Below are 18,298 nucleotides of genomic sequence, written 5' to 3'. Positions count from 1 at the left end.
CGTGTGCGACGGCGCTCGCGGCGGCCCCGCCGGGGGACGCGGCGCGGCACCTCCGCGGACGATCCGCCACGCCGGTGTTATGGGGTGCCCATGCGGATCGATCCCGGGTCGGATGCGCTCCTGGTGGTGGACCTCCAGCACGACTTCCTGCCGGGCGGCGCGCTCGGCGTCGCCGAGGGCGACCGGATCGTGGAGCCGCTGGCGCGCCTGGCGCCCGCGTTCTCGACCGTGGTGGCGACGCAGGACTGGCATCCGCCCGGCCACGTGTCCTTCGCCTCCACGCACCCGGGGCGCGAGCCCTACGCGTCCATCGCGCTCTCGCAGGGGCCGCAGGAGCTCTGGCCGGACCACTGCGTCCGCGGCACGCGCGGCGCCGCCCTGCACCCGGCGCTCCCCGACGCGGCGGTCACGCTGGTGCTGCGCAAGGGCACGCGGCGCGAGGTGGACTCCTACAGCGCCTTCCGCGAGAACGTCGGCCCGGACGGCCGGCGCCCGTCCACCGGGCTGGGCGCCTGGCTCTCCGCCCGCGGCGTGCGCCGCCTGTTCCTCGGCGGGCTGGCGCGCGACTTCTGCGTGCGGGTGTCCGCCGTCGACGCGGCTGTAGAGGGCTTCGAGGTGGTGGTGCTCGACGACCTGACGCGCGCGGTGTTCCCCGAGCGGCGCGACGAGGTGGACCGGGAGCTCGCGGCCGCGGGCGCGCGGCTGGCGGTCAGCCAGGACCTGATCCGCTGAGGCGGTGCTCAGAACAGCGCGCGCTGGAGCGGCTCGGGCGGCGGCGCGAGGCAGGCGGCGTCGTCGTTCGCGGGCGAGTTGACGCGCGGTGACACGGGGCGGACCGCGAGCACGCCGTCGGCGGGCGCGGGCAGGGCGGGCGGGGGGCCGTCGAGCCACGCGTCGAGCAGCGCGGGGGGCACGAGCAGCGGCATGCGGTCGTGGAGCCGGCCCACCTCGGCGTTCGCGGCGGTGGTGAGGATGGCGAAGGCGGGGCCGCCACCGGGCGCGTCCCCGCACAGCGCCGCGAGCAGCAGCGTGCCCCCGGCGCGCGGGTGGAGCCAGCTCGGCCGACGGTCCGCGGCCGGGCCCTCCCACTCGTAGAAGCCGTCGGCCGGCACCGCGGCGCGCCGCGCCGCCCACGCCTCGCGGAACGCCGGCCGCCCCGCGGCGCCCTCCACGCGCGCGTTGAGCAGGAGCTTGCCGCCCGGGCCCGCCAGCCCGAACGCGGCCGCCTCGAGCCGGCGCGCGCCGCCGCGCCCGCGCAGCACCGGGTGCGGATCGCCGGGCGCCACGTTGAAGCGCGGGCGCCAGCGCGCCGCGAGCGCCGCGTCCACCTCCGCCGCCCACTCGCGGGCGAGCGCGGCGAGGTCGGCCACCGTGAGCGTGAAGCGTCCGCACATGCGCCCGACCATAGCAGCCGGCGGGCGCTCCCGCCGCCGCCGGCCCGGGTGGCGCCCGGCGTTTGCGGCGCGCACGGGCCGGGAGAACCTTGACCCCGGGGGTGGGATGCGCGCGCTCGTCTACGAGGGGCCGTACCGGGTCAAGGTGAGGGACAAGCCCGCGCCCCGGATCGAGCACGGGGAGGACGTGGTGCTCCGGGTGACGCGGGCCGCCATCTGCGGCTCGGACCTGCACCTGCTCCACGGGTTCGTCCCGGACACGCGGGTGGGGAGCACGTTCGGCCACGAGTTCACCGGCGTGGTCGAGGAGACCGGGCCCGCGGTGCGGACGCTGCGGCGCGGCGACCGGGTGGTGGTCCCGTTCAACATCTCGTGCGGGCGCTGCTTCTACTGCGCGCGCGGCCTCTACGGCGACTGCGAGTCCTCGAACCCCATGTCCGACCTGGCCTCGGGCGTGTACGGCTACTCGCACACCACCGGCGGCTACGACGGCGGGCAGGCGGAGTACGTGCGCGTCCCGTTCGCGGACGTCGGGCCCATGAAGATCCCGGACGACCTCGAGGACGAGGACGTCCTGCTGCTCTCCGACGTGCTCCCGACCGGCTACCAGGCGGCCGAGATGGGCGGCGTCCGCGAGGGCGACGTGGTGGCGGTGTTCGGCTGCGGCCCGGTGGGCCTGGTGGCCGCGCGCTCGGCCTGGCTGCTCGGGGCGAGGCGGGTGATCGCCATCGACCGCGTGCCGGCGCGGCTTCGCTTCGCGGAGCGCTGGGCCGGCGCCGAGACGCTCGACCTGGAGGCGGCCGGGTGGGATCCGGTGCCGGTGCTGAAGGAGCAGACCGGCGGACGCGGGCCGGACGTGTGCGTGGACGCGGTCGGGCTGGAGGCGTCCGGCTCGCCGTGGCAGACGCTGCTCGGCCGCGGCCTGAAGCTGCAGGCCGGGTCGGCCGTGGCGCTCTCCTGGGCCATCCACGCGGTCAGGAAGGGCGGGACCGTGTCGATCGTGGGCGTGTACGGGCCGCCCGCGAACCTGGTGCCGATCGGCGCCGCGATGAACAAGGGGCTCACGCTCCGGACCGCGCAGGCGAACGTGAAGCGCTACATGCCGCACCTGCTGGAGCACGTGCGCGCGGGGCGCCTCGACGGGAAGGGGCTCATCACGCACCGGTTCCCGCTGGAGCGCGCCGCGCACGCGTACGCGCTGTTCGGCGACCGGGCCGACGGCTGCGTGAAGTGCGTGCTGGTCCCGGGCGCCCAGGCCTGACCGGCGCGGCGGCGAAGGGGGGGACGGATGCAGGGGATGGGGCCAGGCGCGATGCACCGGGGGGACGGGCCGCCGCCGGGCGCGGGCGTGGACGGCGCCCGCCCGATGCGGCCCGGGGTGCCGCGCGAGCGGCGGGAGACCGCGCTCCCGGACGTGGATCGCGAGGAGCCGGCGCGCCAGCCCGGTGCGGACGCGCTGGGCCGGACCGGGCTCCGCGTGCGGACGCCGGTGTTCGGCACGGCGCAGCCGGTGCGGGGTGCCTCCGGCGCGCTGCGGCGCGCCGCCTACCGGATCCCCGAGCACCGCGCCGGGCGGTGGGCCCTGCTGCTGGCCGCGGACCGGGTGGACGTGCTGGAGCACCGGCTCCGGCGGGCCGGGTGGGCGCTTCCCGCCCTGGCGGCGCTCGCCGCGGGGTACCTGGTCGCCTCCCGCGCCCTGCGCCGCCGGTGAGGGCGCCGGCGCCGGCCCTGCGCCCCGCCGGGCGTCGCGGAGGATCCGCGCGCGGGCGGCGCGAGGGGGACTCGGCGGCGCGTTCTGCTGCTAGAATGGCGGCGGCGCCCGTCGAGGAGGTGTGCTTGCCCGCCGTCACCCGAGTGCTGGTTCCCATCGACTTCTCGCCGTCGTCGCGGGCGGCCCTGGAGTACGCCATCTTCGTGGCCGGCAAGCACGGCGCCGATCTCGACGTGCTGCACGTCTGGGAGCCGCCCGGCTACGTCGGCCCCGACACGCTCGCGCTGCTCCCGGTGGGCAGCGGCCAGCCGGGCTGGGAGCAGACGCGCAACGAGGTGCAGCGCGAGGTGGATCACTTCCTCGCGAAGGCGGCGGCGCGCCCGCGGTCGGTCTCGGTGCGCGTCGAGGCGGGCGAGCCGTCCGACGCGATCCTGGGGATCGCCCGGGACGGCGGCGCGGATCTGATCGTGATGGGGACGCACGGGCGGACCGGCCTGTCGCGCCTCCTCATCGGCAGCGTGGCGGAGGCGGTGCTGCGCCGCTCCACCTGCCCGGTGCTGACGCTGCGGGTCGCCTCGCGCGCGCCGCGGGAGTCGGTGCCGCTGTAGCGACGGGCGGACGCGTCCGCCCGTGAGCGGGGGGGACCAGGGACGGGCGCCGGCGGCGGCTCCGCGGGGCCGCGGCAGGGGCCGGCCCCGAGGAGGAGGTCGTCCCATGACGCTCGTCTGCGAGGCGATGAACCGGGCACCGATGTCGGTGGAGGCGGACGTGACCGCGGCGCGGGCGCTCGCCGTGGTGGAGACCACCGGCGCCGCGCACCTGCTGGTGATGGATCACGACGACCTGATCGGCATCCTCTGCGCGTGCGACCTGCGCGCGGCCGGACCGGACGAGCAGGTCTCGGAGCGCATGAGCGTGCCGGTGATCACCATCCGCCCGGACGCGACGCTGGAGGACGCGGCCGTCACGCTGGGTGACTGCGGGGTGGGGTGCCTGCCCGTCGCCGTGGGCGGCCTGGTGCTCGGCACCATCGGCGAGGAGGAGCTCGCCGCCGCCGGGATCCAGGGCCGGCTGCCGCACCGGCGCTGCCACCCGCGCGCGCACGGGCTGGAGCCGCCAGGCCCACACCTGGCACACCATCACTGATGGTCACGCGCGCGCGCCGGCGCGCACGCCCGCGTGGCCTCCCCCTTGCTACCGGAGCGGGCGGGGGAGGCGCATGCGCAAGCAGACCGTCCAGGCGTTCATGACGATCGGCCCGGTGGTGATCGCGCCGGAGCGAACGCTCGCCGACGCGCACCGGCTGATGCGCGAGCGCGGCATCCGCCACCTCCCGGTGGTGGACGCCGGCGCGCTGGTCGGGGTGGTCTCGCAGCGCGACCTCTACCTGCTGGAGACGCTGCGGGGCGTGGACGCTGAGCAGGAGCGGGTGCGCGAGGCCATGGCCACCGAGCCGTTCGCGGTGCCCCCCGACGCGCCGCTGGACCAGGTCGCCGACCACATGGCCGAGCACCGGCTCGGGTCCGCGGTGGTGGTGGATCGCGGCGTGGTCATCGGCCTGTTCACCACGGTGGACGCGCTCCGCGCGCTGGGGACGCTGGTCCGGCGGCGCGGGACGAGGCCGGCGCGGACCCCGCCCCGAGCGCCTCCCGCCGGCGTGTCACGCCGGCCCGATCGCTGAACGCGCGCTTGCGCAAGCCGTGCGCCAATCCAAGGGGGCCACGCAACTCTCGCGGCCGAATCCCCGGAAACGGCTCGAAAATCGCCGCCGTGCGCCCGGGCACGGCTCGTGAAGAGCGTGTCCGGCATGAGCCGGTTCGAAGCGGACGCCCGCGAGGTGCTGCTGCGGCGTCGTCGCTCGCTCAGCCAGGGGGCCGCGCCGCCCCGCCCATCCGATCCCGCCGCGCGCTGGGCAGACTACGAGTCCATCCCCGGGCCCGTGCCCGAGGGCGTGCGCCGCGAGCTCGCCGACATCGACGCGGCGCTCGACCGCATCCAGCAGGGCCGCTACGGCACCTGCCTCGCCTGCGGTGGCCCCATGGGCCTGCAGCGCCTCCGGGCGATCCCCGAGGCGCGCTACTGCATCGCCTGCAGCGGTCACCACCCCCACGCCGAGTAGCGCCCGGTCCCCGGGAAATGCCCGTCCGCGCCGCCGGTTGAAACGGTGACGCAGCAGGCCGCATCCGGGTGGCGCTCCCGCCTGGGTCCTGCTATTCACCCGGGCGCTCGTGACCACGGAAACCTCCCCCAGGAACGTGCCGGTGCTCGCCTATCCGCTGGGCGACGCGCTCTACCTGAACGTCACGAGTGGCTGCACGCTCGCCTGCACGTTCTGCCCCAAGATCCGCGACGACGACTTCACGGTGGGTGGATTCGACCTGCGGCTGGCGCGCAACCCGGACGCGGACGAGGTCTGGCGCGCGATCCAGGCGGTGGGCCTGGAGGGCCGCTCGGAGGTCTGCTTCACCGGCTTCGGCGAGCCGACCCGCCGGCTCGAGGTGGTGCTCGAGATCGCGCGGCGCCTCCGCGCGGCGGGCGCGCGCCGGATCCGGCTCGACACGGACGGGCTCGCGAACCTGCGCGAGGGGCGCGACGTGGTCGCCGAGCTCGCGGCCGCCGGCGTGGGCGCCGTATCGGTGTCGCTGAACGCGCCGGACGCGGCGGCCTACGCGCGCATCTGCCCGAGCCGCTACGGCGAGGCGGCGTACGACGCGGTGAAGGCGTTCCTCCGCGCCGCCGTCGGCGTCATCCCCGACGTCGCCGCGAGCGCGGTGGCGATGCCGGGCGTCTCCGAGGCGGCCTGCAGGGCGGTCGCGGAATCGCTCGGCGCGCGGTTCCGTTGGCGCCCGTACGACCGGGTGGGTCGCATCCCATCCTCGGCGGGGTCGGCCCGGGTGGGCTGAAGGCCGGAAGGTCCGGGGGAGTAACGGGGTTTTTCAGGTGTCGGCCTCAGCACTTGGCCTCGGGTAGTCACTGGACCTCGAGGCGAGAATGGTGCATAACCTGCGGACCGACGCAGGCTTTGCGCAGGTCAGGAGCAGCATGAGCATGCCGAATGTGGGCGCCCGGCCGGGCAAGGAACGGATCCTGGTGGTGGACGACGAGCAGAACGCTCGCGTCGCGCTTCGGACCATCCTGAGCGAGGAGGGGTACGAGATCGCCGAGGCCGCGGACGGCGAGGAGGCCCTGGCGCTGCTCCCCGGGTTCGCGCCGGCGGCGGTGCTCGCCGACGTGCGGATGCCCCGCATGGACGGCATCAACCTGCTGCGCCGCGCGCGCGAGCAGGGCTCCGACGCGGTGTTCGTGATGATGACCGCGTTCGCGAGCGTCGAGGCCGCCGTCGAGGCGATGCGCGCCGGCGCCGAGAACTACCTCGTCAAGCCGCTCGACGTGAACGCGGTCCTGGTGGTGCTGGAGAAGGCGCTCGAGAAGCTGCGCCTCCAGCGCGACACCGCGAACCTGCGCGAGCGCGTGCGCGAGCGGTACCGGTTCCACAACATCGTCGGCGACGCGCCCGAGCTGCACGCGGTCTACGAGGTGGTGAAGCGCGCCGCGCCCACCCGCGCCACCGTCCTGATCCTGGGCGAGTCGGGCACCGGCAAGGAGCTCTTCGCGCAGGCGCTGCACGAGGAGTCGCCGCGGGCCGACAAGGCCTTCATCAAGGTGAACTGCGCGGCGCTCTCCGAGACGCTGCTCGAGTCCGAGCTGTTCGGCCACGAGAAGGGCGCGTTCACCGGGGCCATCGGCCGCAAGGAGGGGCGGTTCGAGCTCGCCGACGGCGGCACGCTGTTCCTGGACGAGATCGGCGACATCTCGCCGGCGCTCCAGATCAAGCTGCTCCGCGTGCTCCAGCAGCGGGAGTTCGAGCGCGTCGGCGGGACGCAGACGCTCAAGGTGGACGTGCGCCTGGTCGCCGCCACCAACCGCGACCTCGCCGCCGAGGTGAAGAACGGGCGGTTCCGCGAGGACCTCTACTACCGGCTGAACGTGGTGGCGGTGACGCTGCCGCCGCTGCGCCAGCGCAAGGGCGACATCCCGGCGCTGGTGAGCCACTTCATCGACAAGTACTCGAAGGCGTACGGCAAGGACATCCGCGGCCTCGCGCCCGGCACGCTCAACGCGGTGCTGAGCCACGACTGGCCCGGCAACGTGCGCGAGCTGGAGAACGTGGTGGAGCGCGCGGTGGTGCTCTGCAAGGGCTCGGAGCTCACCGCCGACGACCTGCCGCCCACGCTGCGCGGCCCGCGCCCGCGCGAGCGCGCGCCGGGCGCGCTCATCCCGGGCGCGACGCTCTACGAGATCGAGCGCGAGGCCATCCTGCGCACGCTCGAGATGGTCGGCGGCTCCACCTCGCGCGCGGCCGAGATCCTCGGGATCAGCGTCCGCAAGATCCAGTACCGGCTGAAGGAGTACGCCGCGGGCGGCCGGGAGGGCGGGGCCGGGCACGACCACTCCCACGACGGCGAGCACGAGCCCGAGAAGGCCGGCGGGATGGAGTAGGGCGCGGCGCCGCGCGCGCTCACTGCGCGCGCGGGAGCCGCAGCACGAAGCGCGCGCCGCCCTCCGGGCTGTCCTCGATCCGGATGGTGCCCCCGTGCTGCGTCACGATCGCGTGCACGATGGAGAGCCCCAGGCCGGAGCCGCGCGCCTTGGTGGTGAAGAACGGCTCGAAGATGCGGTCGCGCTGGTCGGGCACGACGCCCGGGCCGTCGTCGTCGATGAGGAGGTCGACCATCGCCGGCGCCTCGGGGTGATCGACGTCGGCGGGTGCGGGCCGGCACGAGACGCGGACCAGCCCGCGCGCGTCCACCGCCTCGAGCGCGTTCAGGCACAGGTTCACCAGCACCTGCCGGAGCCGCTCCTCGTCCCCCGCCACCGGCGGCACCGGCTCGAGCTCGCGCTCCAGGCGCACGCCGCGGCGCTCGGCCTCGCCGCCGAGCAGGTCCACCACCTTCGTGATCACCGGCGCGACCTCGATGGCCTTGCGGACGAACTCGCGGGGGCGGGCGAACTGGAGGAAGTCCTCCAGGATGTGGTCGAGGCGGCGGATCTCGTCCTTCACCAGCGTGAGCGGCTCGAGCAGCGGCCCCTGCCGCTCCGCCTCGAGCTTCTGGATGCGCCGCTCCAGCACCGAGAGCTGGAGCGCCGCGGCGTTGAGCGGGTTGCGGATCTCGTGCGAGAGCCCGGCGGTCATGGTGCCGACCGCGGCCAGCTTCTCGGCCATCTGCGCGCGGCTGGCGAGGTCGCGCTTCTCCTGGTGCAGGCGCACCTGGCGCATGGCCTGCTCCACCGTCAGCAGCAGCTCCTGCGTGGCGCACGGCTTCACCAGGTAGGCGCAGGCGCCGGCGCGCACCGCGGCCACCGCGGACTCCAGCGTGGCGAACCCGGTGAGCAGCACCACCTCGCCGTTCGGCGAGAGCTCCTTCAGCCGCGGCGCGAGCGCGGTGCCGTCGCCGTCGGGGAGCTTCAGGTCCACCAGCGCCACGTCGAAGCCCTGCTCGGCGAGCGCGAGCGCGGCGGCGCAGCTCCCGGCCCCGGCCACCGCGTAGCCGGCGCCCTCCAGGATCTCGGAGAGGTTGTCCACCAGGCTGGCGTTGTCGTCCACCACCAGCACGCGCGGCCGCCGCGGCCCGCCGCCGTGCTTCACGGGGCGGGCACCGGCGAGGGGGCGCGGGCGCCGTGGAGCCGCTCCACCGCGGCGAGCAGCGAGGCGGTGTCGAACGGCTTGTGGAAGAAGCCCTGGTGCGGGAGCGCCGGCCAGGCGTCGTGGTGGGCGGTGACGACGATCATGGGCAGGGCGGGGTACTTGGCGGCGAGGCGCTGCATGGCGGCGCCGTCGGGACCGCCGGGCACGCGCAGGTCCACCAGCGCGCAGAACGGCTGCACCGGCCCGAGCCGCTCGGTCTCCAGCACCGACGCGGCGGTCACCGCGGCGAAGCCGCGCGAGCGCAGCGCCTCGCAGAGGTTGTCGGCGAGCCGGGGGTCGTCCTCCACCACCACCGCCAGGCCGTCGCGCCGGGCCACCTCGAGCAGCTCCACCAGGTAGGCGGCGTTCACCGGCTTCTGCAGCACCGCCACCAGCCCCTCGCGCCGCGCGGCCTCGAGGTCGTTGTCGCCCACGTAGGCGGTGATGACCATGGCCGGCGCGCCGGGGTCCACGCGGCGCAGCTCGTGGACGAGCTCGGCGCCGCCCATGAGCGGCATGCGCATGTCGGTGAGGATGGCGTCGAAGCGGGTCCCGCGCGCGAGCGCCAGCGCCTCGGCGCCGTCGCCGGCGAGCGCGACCTCGTGGCCGGCGTCGCGCAGGATCTCGGCCAGGTTCTCCGCGAAGTCGCGGTTGTCGTCCACGATGAGGTAGCGGCGCATGCGGGATCCTCCGCTCAGGCGGGGAGGCGAACGGTGAACCGCGCGCCGCCCCCGGGCCGGTCCGAGTACTCGACCGAGCCGCCGTGGCGCTCGGCGATGCGCTTCACGAGCGCCAGGCCCAGGCCGATGCCCTTGTCCTTGGTGGTGATGAGCGGCTCGAACAGGCGGCGGCGCGTGGCGGGGTCCACGCCGGGGCCGGTGTCCTCGACCGCCACCTCGAGCGCGCCGTCGTCGCGGCGCGCGCGGACCGTCACCGCGCCCTGCGGCGCCGCCGCGAACGCCGCGTTCTCGAGCAGGTTCACGAACACCTGGCGGAGCTGGCCCGGGTCGCCGTCCACCGGCGGCAGCCCCTCGAAGCCCTCCACCGCGACCGACACGCCCGGCGCGTGCTTCACCGCGGCCGCGGCGGCGGCGACCACCTGGCCGACGTCCACCGGCTCGCGCGCCAGCGGCCGGTTGCGGATCATGTCGAGCAGGTTCGTGATGATCCCGTTCGCGACGCCGAGCTGCTCGCCGATGCGGTCCACGTGCTTGCGGGCGCGCTCGTCGTCGCCCACCCGCCCGCGCAGGATGTAGAGCGAGGTCTCGATGACGCCGAGCGGGTTGCGCAGGTCGTGGCCGATGGAGCCGACGAGCTGGCCGAACGTCGAGAGCCGCTCCACCCGCGCCTGCTGCGCGAGCAGGTCGTCGCGGTAGGTGTGCAGCATGATGGCGAGCTCGAGATCGAGGATCTTCGCGAGCGCGTTGCGCACCCGCTCCAGCTCGGGCGGGTCCGCGTTGAAGCGCTCCCAGGAGACGCGCATCAGCTCGGTGCGGATCACGTTCATCGCGCCGAACATGTAGTGCTGCGGCAGGCCGATGCGGACGTGGACGCGGCCGATCCGGGTCCGGTGCTCCCAGTACCCCTCGTCCCACGGACCGCTGAGCAGCGTGTCCATCCAGCCGATCAGGGTCACCTTGAGGTGACCCACCCGGCTCTCGCCCCCCACCAGCGCGGTGCGCGCCCCCTCGTGCGAGAGGATGCGGTCGTAGAAGACCTGGGCGATCCGGTCGAGCTGCGGCGCGGCCGCGCCGTGGAGGGCGCGGAGCGCCCGCTCGTCCCCGGCATCGAAGCGGACGTAGCGCTTCAGCTCCTCGAGCACGGTCTCGGGCATTCGACCCCTATGTAAGGGGGGCCCGGGCGGCCGGTCAACGCGCGTTGCCCCGGGCGAGCCGGCGGGCGGCCGGACATGAGGGGCGATCTAGGCCTGGCCGGCCCGCTCCCGCGCCTTGACCGCCTCCGAGACCAGATCGAGGTCCCGGACCACGTCCGCGGCGAAGCGCACGAAGTCGGCCTCGGTGACGATGCCGACCAGCAGCCCGTCGTCCTCGCACACCGGCAGGCAGCCGAACTTCCGCTCGAGCATGAGGCGCGCGGCGTGGGCCAGCCCGGTCCCGGGGCGGACCGCCACGGGCTCGCGCGTCATCACCTCGGAGACCGCGCGGTCGCGGGCCGCGGGCGCGCCCGCCTGTCCGGAGCGGAGCAGGTCGCGCTGGGTGAGCAGGCCCACCAGCTTGCGCTCGCGGACGACCGGCAGGTGCCGGATCCCGCCCAGCTTGAGCAGCGACTCGGCCAGCGCGAGGTCGTCGCTCTCGCGCACGGTGACGAGGTCCCTGGTCATGAAGTCCGCCACCGAGATCATGAGGCCTCCGCGCGCGCCCCGCGCGCGGCGAGTGTAACCCGGGACCGGGCGCGCGGCATCCCGCCTCGCGGACCTCAGCGGACGACGAGCACCGGCTTCGAGCTGATGTGCACCAGGCGGTCGGAGACGCTGCCCAGGAACATCCGGGCGACCGCGCCGTAGCCGCGGCTGCCGACCACCACCATGCCCACGTCGATGGCCGCGGCCTCCTCGGCGATGGCCTCGGCCGGGGAGCCGTAGAGGACGGTGGTGGAGACGTCCAGCCCCGGCTCCTCCAGCGCCTTCACGGCCTTCTCCAGCAGCGCGTCCGCGTAGGCGCGGTGCTCCTTCTCGACCTCGGCGATGGTGAGGCCGTAGACGTCGGGCGGCAGGAGCAGCTTCGGGACGACGTGCACCAGGGTCAGCTTCGCCCCGAAGCGCAGCGCCACGTCCGACGCCATCCGCGCCGCCTTCAGCGAGGTGTCCGAGCCGTCCACCGCCACCAGGATCCGCTTCATGGCCGCTCCCCTCCGGTGCAGGCACCGCCTTTCCCCTTCAAGGGGGATGCCGGCGCGGGCCGCGAGAGGAGGCGGGACGCGCTGGCGCGCCGGGCCGGTCAGCGAGCCTCGCCCGTTCCAGCGTCCGATCGGCCGCCGCGATCTCCAGGCTCGCCCGGAACGCTCGCCGGGCGAATCGCGGGTGCCGCGCGGGCGCCTGGGCTCCCCCGCCTGTGCGGGTGGCTCCAGCGAGTCTGCCCGGGATGCGCGAGACGCGTCCCTGGGACGACGGAGAGCAACGGAGAGGCCAGCCGCGATGGGTGCGGCGCCGGGTAAGGCGGGGAGGTGTCCGACCGCGGGCGAGGGGACGGCGCCGGGAAATCCGCCGGCGGACCGCGCGGGCGCTCGGGGGCTCGCGGCGCGAGCGCGCAGCCGCGGCGCGCGTGGGCCGGGGGAGGCGTGCGCGTGCCGCGGCCCCACGCCGGCGGAGACGCACGGTCCGCGCGCGCCGGCGCGAGCGGCGTGTGCGAGAGCGCGCACCCGCGATGCGGCACCGCCGGTGCCCGAGGGACACCGGCGGCCGTGGAGCGAGGCTGGCGGGGAGGCGAGGGCGGCGGAGGCCGCCCCTCGATCAAGCCTGCTTCGAGCCCTGGTCCGACGACGACTGCGTCGGGGTGCTGCCGTTGCCGGACGCGGTCGGCTTCTCGTCCTCGCCGCCGAACGCCTTCTTGAAGCTGCGGATGCCCTGGCCGAGGCCCGCGCCGAGCGCCGGCAGCCTGCTCGCGCCGAACAGGATCACGACGATCGCGAGGATGAGCAGCAGCTCCGGCATTCTGAGACCGAACATGGGGGTGTTCCTTTCGTCGCCTGACGCGCTCCTCTTCTAACAGGGATCAGGCCGCGTTGTCTTCCATCGCGAGCGCGGCGAGGCGGCGCTGATCCAGGACCCTCACCCCGCGCGACGCGTCCACCACGCCGTCCTTCTCGAGCTTGGTGAGGCAGCGCGAGAGCGTCTCGGGGCGCATCCCGAGGAGGCGCGCGACCACCTGCTTCCGCACCGCGTTGGGCCGGTCGGCGAGGAACCTCGCATGGGCGAGCGCGAAGCGGGCCACGCGCGAGAGGCAGTCGCCCTGGCGCCAGTTGACCTCGTCGCGCTGCTGCCGCGACTCGGTGAGCAGCAGGTCGAGCACCACGCGCGCGGCGCTCTTGTCCGGGCCCACCCACTGCGAGAGCGCGTCGCCGCCGATGCCGCAGATCTTCACGCGGGAGAGCGCGCGCACCTCGAACGGCGAGGGCTCGGCCTGCATCGCCTCGGTGCAGAGCAGCGAGCTGGGGCCGCGGAGCGAGAGCAGCAGCTCGGAGCCGCGGGGCGAGACCGCGGAGAGGGCCACGAAGCCCTCCTTGACGAAGTAGACCGTGCGCGGGCGCTCGCCCTGGGCACAGATGGTCGCACCCGATTCGCGGGTGGTCGGCGTCAGCCGGCAGCGGCCCTGGGACGCGACCCCGAGCGAGCAGGAGCCGCAGTCCGAGACGGGAGTGTTGGAGAGCACGGCTGGATCCTCCGGTGGCGAACGGCGTCTTGATCGGCGTCTGTTTGCACGAGCTAGGCCCGCGAGAGAGCGGGGTTTTGCCCGCCTGCCGCCGCAGACGTTGCGTTTTGGCCCGGATCAATACTCGCTCTGCGCACCTTTTGCGATCGGGCCGCCGCGGCCCCGGTACGTGGCATGATGCGGTCCACGATGGACAGGCTCCTCCGCATCCGCGACGGCATCCTCGCCGCGCTGCTCCCGGTCGGCGCCGAGGACGTTCCCTCCGAGGAGGCGCTCGGCCGCTGGCTCGCGTCCCCCGCGCTGGCGAGCGTTCCGGCCCCGCCGCACACGTGCGCCGCCATGGACGGCTACGCGGTGCGCGCGGGCGACGTGACCGGGCCGGCCGTGCTCCCGGTCCGGCAGACGATCTACGCCGGCGACGTGCCCGCCGCGGCGCTCGCCCCCGGCGAGGCGGCGCGCATCTTCACCGGCGCGACGGTGCCCCAGGGCGCGGACGCGGTGGTGCGCGAGGAGGCGACGCGCGAGGAGGGCGGCGGGGTCCGCTTCCTCGAGGCGGCGCGCCGCGGCGAGCACGTGCGCCAGGCCGGCGAGGACGTGCCCGCCGGCGGGCTGGCGCTCGCGGCCGGCGTTCGCGTCGGCCCGCGGCAGGCGGCGCTGCTCCGGGCGGTGGGCGGGCCGGTCGTGTCGGTGCGCCGTCGGCCGCGGGTGGCGGTGCTCTCCACCGGCGATGAGGTCGTGTCCGGCCGCACGCCGGACTCGAACGGCGAGGCGGTGGCGGGGCTGGTCCGCGCGCTGGGCGCGGAGGTCGAGCGGCGGCCGGTGCCGGACCGGCTCGAGGCGGTGGTCGCCGCGATCCGCGACGCGCTCGCGAGCGCCGACGCGGCGGTGACCATCGGCGGGGTGTCGATCGGCGCGCGCGACCTCGTCCCGGAGGCGCTCGCGCACCTGCAGGCCGACGTGCGCGTGCACGGCGTGCCCATGAAGCCGGGGAAGCCGTTCCTGTTCGCGCTCGCCGGCGGCGCGCCGGTGCTGGGGCTGCCGGGCAGCCCGTCGGCGTGCCTGGTCGCGTTCGAGGTGTTCGCGCGCCCGGCGCTGCTGGCGCTGTGCGGCGCGGCCCGGACCGAGCGGCGCGTGGTCCCGCTGCGGCTGGCCGCGCCGGCGGAGGGGCGGCCGGGCCGGGCGCGGCTGCTGTGGGCCGCCGTGGAGCCCGGCGGGCGCGCGCGGCCGCTGGGCCGCGACTCGGCGCAGGTGCGCGGGCCGGCGCTCGCCGACGCGCTGCTGTTCGTGCCCGCCGACGCCGGCGACCTGCCGGAGGGCGCGGAGGTGGCGGCGTGGCTGCTCGAGGACTGCGCAGGGTGACGCGGCGGGCGCCGCCCATCGTGGCGGTGAGCGGGCCGAGCGGCGTCGGGAAGACCCGGCTGCTGCGCCGGCTCGTGGCGGAGCTGGCCCGGCGCGGCCTGCGCGTCGGGATCCTGAAGCACACCGGCCACGAGCACCCGTTCGACCGGCGCGGCAAGGACACCGAGGTGCTGCGGCGCGCCGGCGCAGTGGCCGCCGCCATCGAGGGCCCCTCCGGCATGGCGTACTTCGGCCCACCCGCCGGCGGCGCCCGCGCGCTCGCCCGCATGTTGCCGGCGGTGGACCTGGTGCTCGCCGAGGGCTGGAAGCGCGAGCCGCTGCCGCGGATCGAGGTGTACCGGCGCGGCGTGTCGCCGGAGTTCCTGTGCGCGCGCGACCGGCGGGTGTTCGCGGTGGTGACCGACGCGCCGCCACCGCGCCCGCTCCCGGCGTTCGAGGCCGACGACGCCTCCGGGCTCGCGGACCTCCTCTGCACCCGCCATCGGCTCGGGCCCGCCCCGCGGCGCAGGGCGGGCGGACGGTCCGCGGCGCCGCGCCGGCGCGGGTGATACAAACGGGGCCGATGCCCGCGCTCCTGTGCCCGTTCCTCCTGGCCGCGGCCGTGGCCGCCGACGCCGCGCCCACGCCGCCGCCCTCGGATCCGTTCCTGCGCCAGTACGCCGAGACGCGCGGCTTCCGCGCCGGGCGGCCCACCGGCGTCCAGCTCTCGCCGGACGGGCGCACGGCCCTGTTCCTGCGCTCCGGGCCGCGGTCGCGCGCGCAGGCGCTCCTCGAGACCGACCTCGCCACCGGGGTGACGCGCACCGTCGTCGAGGCGGACGGGGCCGGGGCGCTCTCGCCCGAGGAGGCGGCGCGCCTGGAGCGGCAGCGCATCACCGCGCGCGGCATCACGCACTTCGTGCTCTCGCCGGACGGGGCGCGGGTGGTGTACGGGCTGGGCGGGCGCCTGTGGCTGCTCGACCGCTCCGCCGGCCGCGCGGCCCCGCTGCCGGGCTCCGAGGGCGCGCTCGACCCGCGCTTCTCGCCGGACGGCCGCGCGCTCGCGTACGTGAAGCGCGGGGACCTGTACGTGCGCGCGGTGCCGCGCGGACCCGAGCGGCGGCTCACGCGCGCCCGCGGGCCGCAGGTGACGAACGGCCTCGCCGAGTTCGTGGCGCAGGAGGAGATGGACCGCGACGAGGGCTTCTGGTGGTCGCCCGACGCGCGGCGGATCGCCTACGCGGAGGTGGACGAGTCGGCGGTGGAGCGGCGCATGCTCTGCGACCCGGCGCGCCCGGCGCGGCCGTGCGAGGCGCGTGCCTACCCGCGGGCCGGCACGCCCAACGCCGCCGTGCGCCTGAAGGTGGTGCCCGCCGCGGGCGGTCCGGCCGTGGAGATGCGCTGGGACGCGGGGCGCTACCCGTACCTGGCCGCGGTGCGCTGGTCGAAGGGCGGGCCGCTCGCGCTGCTGGTGCAGGACCGGCTCCAGCGCGAGGAGCGGCTGCTCGCGGCCGATCCCGCCACCGGCGCGACCCGCGCGCTGCTCGCCGAGCGCGACGACGCCTGGCTGAACCTGTGGCCGGGCATGCCGGCGTTCCTCCCCGACGGCCGCTTCTGGTGGGTGACCGAGCGCGGCGGCGCGCCGGAGGTGGAGCTGCGCGCCCCCGACGGCGCGCGGCTCGGGCTGGCGGTCCCGCGCGAGCTCGGGTACGCGGCGTTCGCGGGGGTGGACGGCGACGCGCTGGTGTTCGCGGGCGCGCCGGATCCCACGCGCGAGGAGCTGTACCGGGTGCGGCCCGGCTCGGCGCCCGAACGGCTCGCGCTCGGCGAGCCGGGGCCGGCGACGCGCAAGGCGGTGCTGGCGCCGTGCGGCGGCAACGTGGCGGTCACCTGGAGCACGCTGCGCCGGTTGCCGGTCACCGCCGTGTTCGCCGCGGACGGCGCGCGGCTGGCGGTGCTGCCGAGCGTCGCGGAGGAGCCGGCGTTCGTGCCCACCACCGAGCTGCGGCAGCTCGGCGGGGCGGACGGGATCCGGGCGGCGGTGCTGCGGCCGCGCGCGCTCGGCGCCGGGGCGCGGCTGCCGGTGGTGGTGGACGTGTACGGCGGCCCGGTGCCTGCGTACTACGTGCCGCAGGTCGCGCACCGGCCCATGCTGATCGAGCAGTGGCTGGCCGACCAGGGCTTCCTGGTGGCCGTCTTCGAGGGGCGGGGCACGCCGCGCCGCGGCCGCGCCTGGGAGCGCGCCATCGCGGGCGACCTCGGCACGGTGCCGCTCGAGGACCAGGTGGCGGCCCTCGAGGCGCTCGGGCGCGAGGTCCCGGAGGCCGACGTGGCGCGCGCCGGGATCACCGGCTGGTCGTTCGGCGGCTACCTCGCGGCGCTCGCGGTGATGCGCCGGCCGGATCGCTTCCAGGCGGCGGTCGCGGGCGCGCCGGTCGCGGACTGGGAGCAGTACGACACGTACTACACCGAGCGCTACCTGGGCCTGCCCGGCGATCGCGCCGAGGCGTACGCCCGGAGCGGGCTGCTGGCCTGGGCGCCGCGCCTGCAGCGGCCGCTGCTCCTGCTGCACGGGACGGCCGACGACAACGTGTTCCTGTCGCACTCGCTCGCGCTGGCCGACGCGCTGTTCCGCGCCGGGCGCCCGTTCGAGCTCGTCCCGATCGCCGGCGCGACGCACGCGGTGCCGGAGCCGCTCGCGGCGGAGCGGCGCTGGGAGTGGACCGCAGGATTCTTCCGCCGGACGCTGGGCGCGGTGCGACCCGGCCCCGCCCTCGCGCCCGCGCCCTGATCCGGGGATTCCGCCGGCGCGCGAGACCCCGGCCCCGGCGGGGGAGGGTCGCCGGCCGCCCTGGCTCGGGCGCGGACGGTCGGTGAATGCGCCCGCCGCTTACACCCACGGTCACGGGACTGACGCTCCGTCCGCGTGGCGGTAGGGAATCCTGGCCCGGCATCGGGCGGGGGGCGGATGCGCGACCGCAGCGCCGAAGGGATGGAGGGCGAGGAGATCGGGCTCGCGTACGGCTCCGCCACCGCGGCGCGTCGCGACGCGGTCCCGCAGCTCGAGCACGGCCTGCTGGTCCGGACCCGCGCGCCGGTCACCCCGGGAGACTGGCTGCGCGTCCGGCTCGTGCTCGCGCAGGAGCGCGTCGAGCTGCACCTCGCCGGCGAGGTGCGCTGGGCCACGCCGCTCGCGAGCGGCGCGATCGCGGCGGTGGAGCTCCGGCCGGCCTCGCACCGCGATCGCGTCCAGCTCGACCTGCTGTTCCAGCGGCGGACGGCGGGCGCGGCCCCCGAGCCGCCGGCGCCCGGGGACGCTCGCGCAGCGGGGCCGCTCACCGCCGCCCTGTTCGCCCCGGATCCGCTGCTCCGCGCCGGGCTGGCCGCGGCGCTCGAGGCGCTGGGCCGGGCCGGCGGGCGCGCCGTCGAGGTGGCGGCGCTGCCCGATCCCGCGGCCCTGCTCCGGGCGCTCGCGGCCACGCCCCACGGCCTGGCGGTGCTGGACTGCGACGCCGTCGGGGCCGCCGCGGCGCCGCTGCTCGCGGCGCTCCGCGGGCATCCCGGCTGCGCGCGGCTGCCGGTGATCCTGCTCGCCGCCGGCGGCACCAGCGACGCCGAGGACGCGCACGCCGTGGTGCTGGCCAAGCCGGTGGACCTGCGCCGGTTCGGCGAGCTGGCCGCGGCGCTGCTCGGTGCGGGCGGTCCGTGTCAGCGCGCCGACGCGCCGGGCGCGCCAGCGGCGTGACGCGGGCGCAACCCCGCGCCGCGACGGGCGCGGCGG

The 18,298-nt window shown here is 76.4% G+C and carries 21 protein-coding genes; 13 read left to right on the top strand and 8 right to left on the bottom strand.

The window, feature by feature from the left end:
• The first annotated feature begins 90 nt into the window (after positions 1-90).
• On the top strand, positions 91-732 hold the full coding sequence (pncA, locus tag A2CP1_RS13290) for a bifunctional nicotinamidase/pyrazinamidase (RefSeq protein WP_012633755.1): 642 nt from the start codon (positions 91-93) through the stop codon (positions 730-732).
• 8 nt (positions 733-740) lie between these two features.
• Here pncA and A2CP1_RS13285 read toward each other — a convergent pair whose 3' ends face one another.
• Positions 741-1,394 carry an SOS response-associated peptidase gene (locus A2CP1_RS13285; protein ID WP_245529777.1) on the bottom strand — a complete coding sequence of 218 codons (654 nt, stop codon included), beginning with the start codon at positions 1,392-1,394 and terminating at the stop codon, positions 741-743.
• 106 nt (positions 1,395-1,500) lie between these two features.
• Between A2CP1_RS13285 and A2CP1_RS13280 the strand changes: the two genes are divergently transcribed.
• The 8 genes from A2CP1_RS13280 (at position 1,501) to A2CP1_RS13245 (ending at position 7,605) form a co-directional block, all read left to right on the top strand.
• Positions 1,501-2,655, top strand: coding sequence for a zinc-dependent alcohol dehydrogenase (locus tag A2CP1_RS13280; protein ID WP_012633753.1), 1,155 nt, complete (start codon positions 1,501-1,503; stop codon positions 2,653-2,655).
• Positions 2,656-2,706: 51 nt separating this feature from the next.
• Positions 2,707-3,105, top strand: coding sequence for a hypothetical protein (locus tag A2CP1_RS13275; protein WP_232288206.1), 399 nt, complete (start codon positions 2,707-2,709; stop codon positions 3,103-3,105).
• A gap of 119 nt (positions 3,106-3,224) precedes the next feature.
• Positions 3,225-3,713, top strand: a complete 489-nt coding sequence (locus A2CP1_RS13270) for a universal stress protein (RefSeq protein ID WP_232288448.1) — start codon at positions 3,225-3,227, stop codon at positions 3,711-3,713.
• A gap of 106 nt (positions 3,714-3,819) precedes the next feature.
• Positions 3,820-4,251 (top strand): CBS domain-containing protein, encoded by a 432-nt coding sequence (locus A2CP1_RS13265; protein WP_012633752.1) that lies wholly within the window; start codon positions 3,820-3,822, stop codon positions 4,249-4,251.
• 73 nt (positions 4,252-4,324) lie between these two features.
• Positions 4,325-4,786: a CBS domain-containing protein gene (locus A2CP1_RS13260; protein WP_012633751.1), complete on the top strand. Its 462-nt coding sequence runs from the start codon at positions 4,325-4,327 to the stop codon at positions 4,784-4,786.
• A 126-nt stretch (positions 4,787-4,912) separates the two neighbouring features.
• Positions 4,913-5,224 (top strand): TraR/DksA family transcriptional regulator, encoded by a 312-nt coding sequence (locus A2CP1_RS13255; protein WP_012633750.1) that lies wholly within the window; start codon positions 4,913-4,915, stop codon positions 5,222-5,224.
• A 109-nt stretch (positions 5,225-5,333) separates the two neighbouring features.
• Complete coding sequence (locus A2CP1_RS13250) at positions 5,334-6,008, top strand: TatD family nuclease-associated radical SAM protein (RefSeq protein ID WP_041450514.1); 675 nt, start codon at positions 5,334-5,336, stop codon at positions 6,006-6,008.
• A gap of 145 nt (positions 6,009-6,153) precedes the next feature.
• Complete coding sequence (locus tag A2CP1_RS13245) at positions 6,154-7,605, top strand: sigma-54-dependent transcriptional regulator (RefSeq protein ID WP_012633748.1); 1,452 nt, start codon at positions 6,154-6,156, stop codon at positions 7,603-7,605.
• Between the two features lie 19 nt (positions 7,606-7,624).
• Here the strand turns inward: A2CP1_RS13245 and A2CP1_RS13240 are convergent, their stop codons facing one another.
• The 7 genes from A2CP1_RS13240 to A2CP1_RS13210 form a co-directional block, all read right to left on the bottom strand.
• On the bottom strand, positions 7,625-8,752 hold the full coding sequence (locus tag A2CP1_RS13240) for a sensor histidine kinase (RefSeq protein ID WP_012633747.1): 1,128 nt from the start codon (positions 8,750-8,752) through the stop codon (positions 7,625-7,627).
• A complete protein-coding gene (locus tag A2CP1_RS13235; protein WP_012633746.1) occupies positions 8,749-9,471 on the bottom strand; it encodes a response regulator in 723 nt (240 codons plus the stop codon). Before A2CP1_RS13235 ends, A2CP1_RS13240 begins: the two co-directional genes overlap by 4 nt.
• 14 nt (positions 9,472-9,485) lie before the next feature.
• Entirely contained in the window at positions 9,486-10,625 is a 1,140-nt protein-coding gene (locus A2CP1_RS13230) for a sensor histidine kinase (protein WP_012633745.1), read from the bottom strand.
• An 87-nt stretch (positions 10,626-10,712) separates the two neighbouring features.
• The gene (locus A2CP1_RS13225; protein WP_012526538.1) at positions 10,713-11,153 is read right to left on the bottom strand and encodes a CBS domain-containing protein; all 441 of its coding nucleotides are present in this window, start codon (positions 11,151-11,153) and stop codon (positions 10,713-10,715) included.
• 74 nt (positions 11,154-11,227) lie between these two features.
• Complete coding sequence (locus A2CP1_RS13220; RefSeq protein WP_012633744.1) at positions 11,228-11,650, bottom strand: universal stress protein; 423 nt, start codon at positions 11,648-11,650, stop codon at positions 11,228-11,230.
• 610 nt (positions 11,651-12,260) lie between these two features.
• Positions 12,261-12,476, bottom strand: coding sequence for a twin-arginine translocase TatA/TatE family subunit (locus A2CP1_RS13215; RefSeq protein ID WP_011420389.1), 216 nt, complete (start codon positions 12,474-12,476; stop codon positions 12,261-12,263).
• Between the two features lie 46 nt (positions 12,477-12,522).
• Complete coding sequence (locus tag A2CP1_RS13210) at positions 12,523-13,179, bottom strand: Crp/Fnr family transcriptional regulator (RefSeq protein ID WP_012526537.1); 657 nt, start codon at positions 13,177-13,179, stop codon at positions 12,523-12,525.
• Positions 13,180-13,368: 189 nt separating this feature from the next.
• Here A2CP1_RS13210 and A2CP1_RS13205 point away from each other — a divergent pair, with 189 nt between their 5' ends.
• From A2CP1_RS13205 to A2CP1_RS13190, 4 genes are all read left to right on the top strand, one after another.
• Entirely contained in the window at positions 13,369-14,538 is a 1,170-nt protein-coding gene (locus A2CP1_RS13205; RefSeq protein WP_012633743.1) for a molybdopterin molybdotransferase MoeA, read from the top strand.
• Positions 14,511-15,086 carry a molybdopterin-guanine dinucleotide biosynthesis protein B gene (gene mobB / locus A2CP1_RS13200; RefSeq protein WP_245529776.1) on the top strand — a complete coding sequence of 192 codons (576 nt, stop codon included), beginning with the start codon at positions 14,511-14,513 and terminating at the stop codon, positions 15,084-15,086. Before A2CP1_RS13205 ends, mobB begins: the two co-directional genes overlap by 28 nt.
• Positions 15,087-15,100: 14 nt before the next feature.
• On the top strand, positions 15,101-17,308 hold the full coding sequence (locus tag A2CP1_RS13195; RefSeq protein WP_012633741.1) for a DPP IV N-terminal domain-containing protein: 2,208 nt from the start codon (positions 15,101-15,103) through the stop codon (positions 17,306-17,308).
• Positions 17,309-17,485: 177 nt separating this feature from the next.
• On the top strand, positions 17,486-18,262 hold the full coding sequence (locus tag A2CP1_RS13190; protein ID WP_012633740.1) for a PilZ domain-containing protein: 777 nt from the start codon (positions 17,486-17,488) through the stop codon (positions 18,260-18,262).
• Positions 18,263-18,298 lie beyond the last annotated feature (36 nt).

It is taken from the genome of Anaeromyxobacter dehalogenans 2CP-1, assembly GCF_000022145.1.
GTDB lineage: Bacteria > Myxococcota > Myxococcia > Myxococcales > Anaeromyxobacteraceae > Anaeromyxobacter > Anaeromyxobacter dehalogenans.
Note: the sequence above shows the minus strand (reverse complement) of the source record. Positions and strands in the feature narration are given on the sequence as shown.

What these genes read in the sequence shown, in the direction of transcription:
- A2CP1_RS13235 (WP_012633746.1), bottom strand. Translation starts at nt 9,471, where the DNA reads ATGCGCCGCTACCTCATCGTGGACGACAACCGCGACTTCGCGGAGAAC.
- A2CP1_RS13260 (WP_012633751.1), top strand. Translation starts at nt 4,325, where the DNA reads ATGCGCAAGCAGACCGTCCAGGCGTTCATGACGATCGGCCCGGTGGTG.
- A2CP1_RS13230 (WP_012633745.1), bottom strand. Translation starts at nt 10,625, where the DNA reads ATGCCCGAGACCGTGCTCGAGGAGCTGAAGCGCTACGTCCGCTTCGAT.
- A2CP1_RS13255 (WP_012633750.1), top strand. Translation starts at nt 4,913, where the DNA reads ATGAGCCGGTTCGAAGCGGACGCCCGCGAGGTGCTGCTGCGGCGTCGT.
- A2CP1_RS13275 (WP_232288206.1), top strand. Translation starts at nt 2,707, where the DNA reads ATGCACCGGGGGGACGGGCCGCCGCCGGGCGCGGGCGTGGACGGCGCC.
- A2CP1_RS13280 (WP_012633753.1), top strand. Translation starts at nt 1,501, where the DNA reads ATGCGCGCGCTCGTCTACGAGGGGCCGTACCGGGTCAAGGTGAGGGAC.
- A2CP1_RS13215 (WP_011420389.1), bottom strand. Translation starts at nt 12,476, where the DNA reads ATGTTCGGTCTCAGAATGCCGGAGCTGCTGCTCATCCTCGCGATCGTC.
- pncA (WP_012633755.1), top strand. Translation starts at nt 91, where the DNA reads ATGCGGATCGATCCCGGGTCGGATGCGCTCCTGGTGGTGGACCTCCAG.
- A2CP1_RS13225 (WP_012526538.1), bottom strand. Translation starts at nt 11,153, where the DNA reads ATGATCTCGGTGGCGGACTTCATGACCAGGGACCTCGTCACCGTGCGC.
- A2CP1_RS13285 (WP_245529777.1), bottom strand. Translation starts at nt 1,394, where the DNA reads ATGTGCGGACGCTTCACGCTCACGGTGGCCGACCTCGCCGCGCTCGCC.
- A2CP1_RS13190 (WP_012633740.1), top strand. Translation starts at nt 17,486, where the DNA reads ATGCGCGACCGCAGCGCCGAAGGGATGGAGGGCGAGGAGATCGGGCTC.
- A2CP1_RS13195 (WP_012633741.1), top strand. Translation starts at nt 15,101, where the DNA reads ATGCCCGCGCTCCTGTGCCCGTTCCTCCTGGCCGCGGCCGTGGCCGCC.
- A2CP1_RS13220 (WP_012633744.1), bottom strand. Translation starts at nt 11,650, where the DNA reads ATGAAGCGGATCCTGGTGGCGGTGGACGGCTCGGACACCTCGCTGAAG.
- A2CP1_RS13205 (WP_012633743.1), top strand. Translation starts at nt 13,369, where the DNA reads ATGGACAGGCTCCTCCGCATCCGCGACGGCATCCTCGCCGCGCTGCTC.
- A2CP1_RS13245 (WP_012633748.1), top strand. Translation starts at nt 6,154, where the DNA reads ATGCCGAATGTGGGCGCCCGGCCGGGCAAGGAACGGATCCTGGTGGTG.
- A2CP1_RS13265 (WP_012633752.1), top strand. Translation starts at nt 3,820, where the DNA reads ATGACGCTCGTCTGCGAGGCGATGAACCGGGCACCGATGTCGGTGGAG.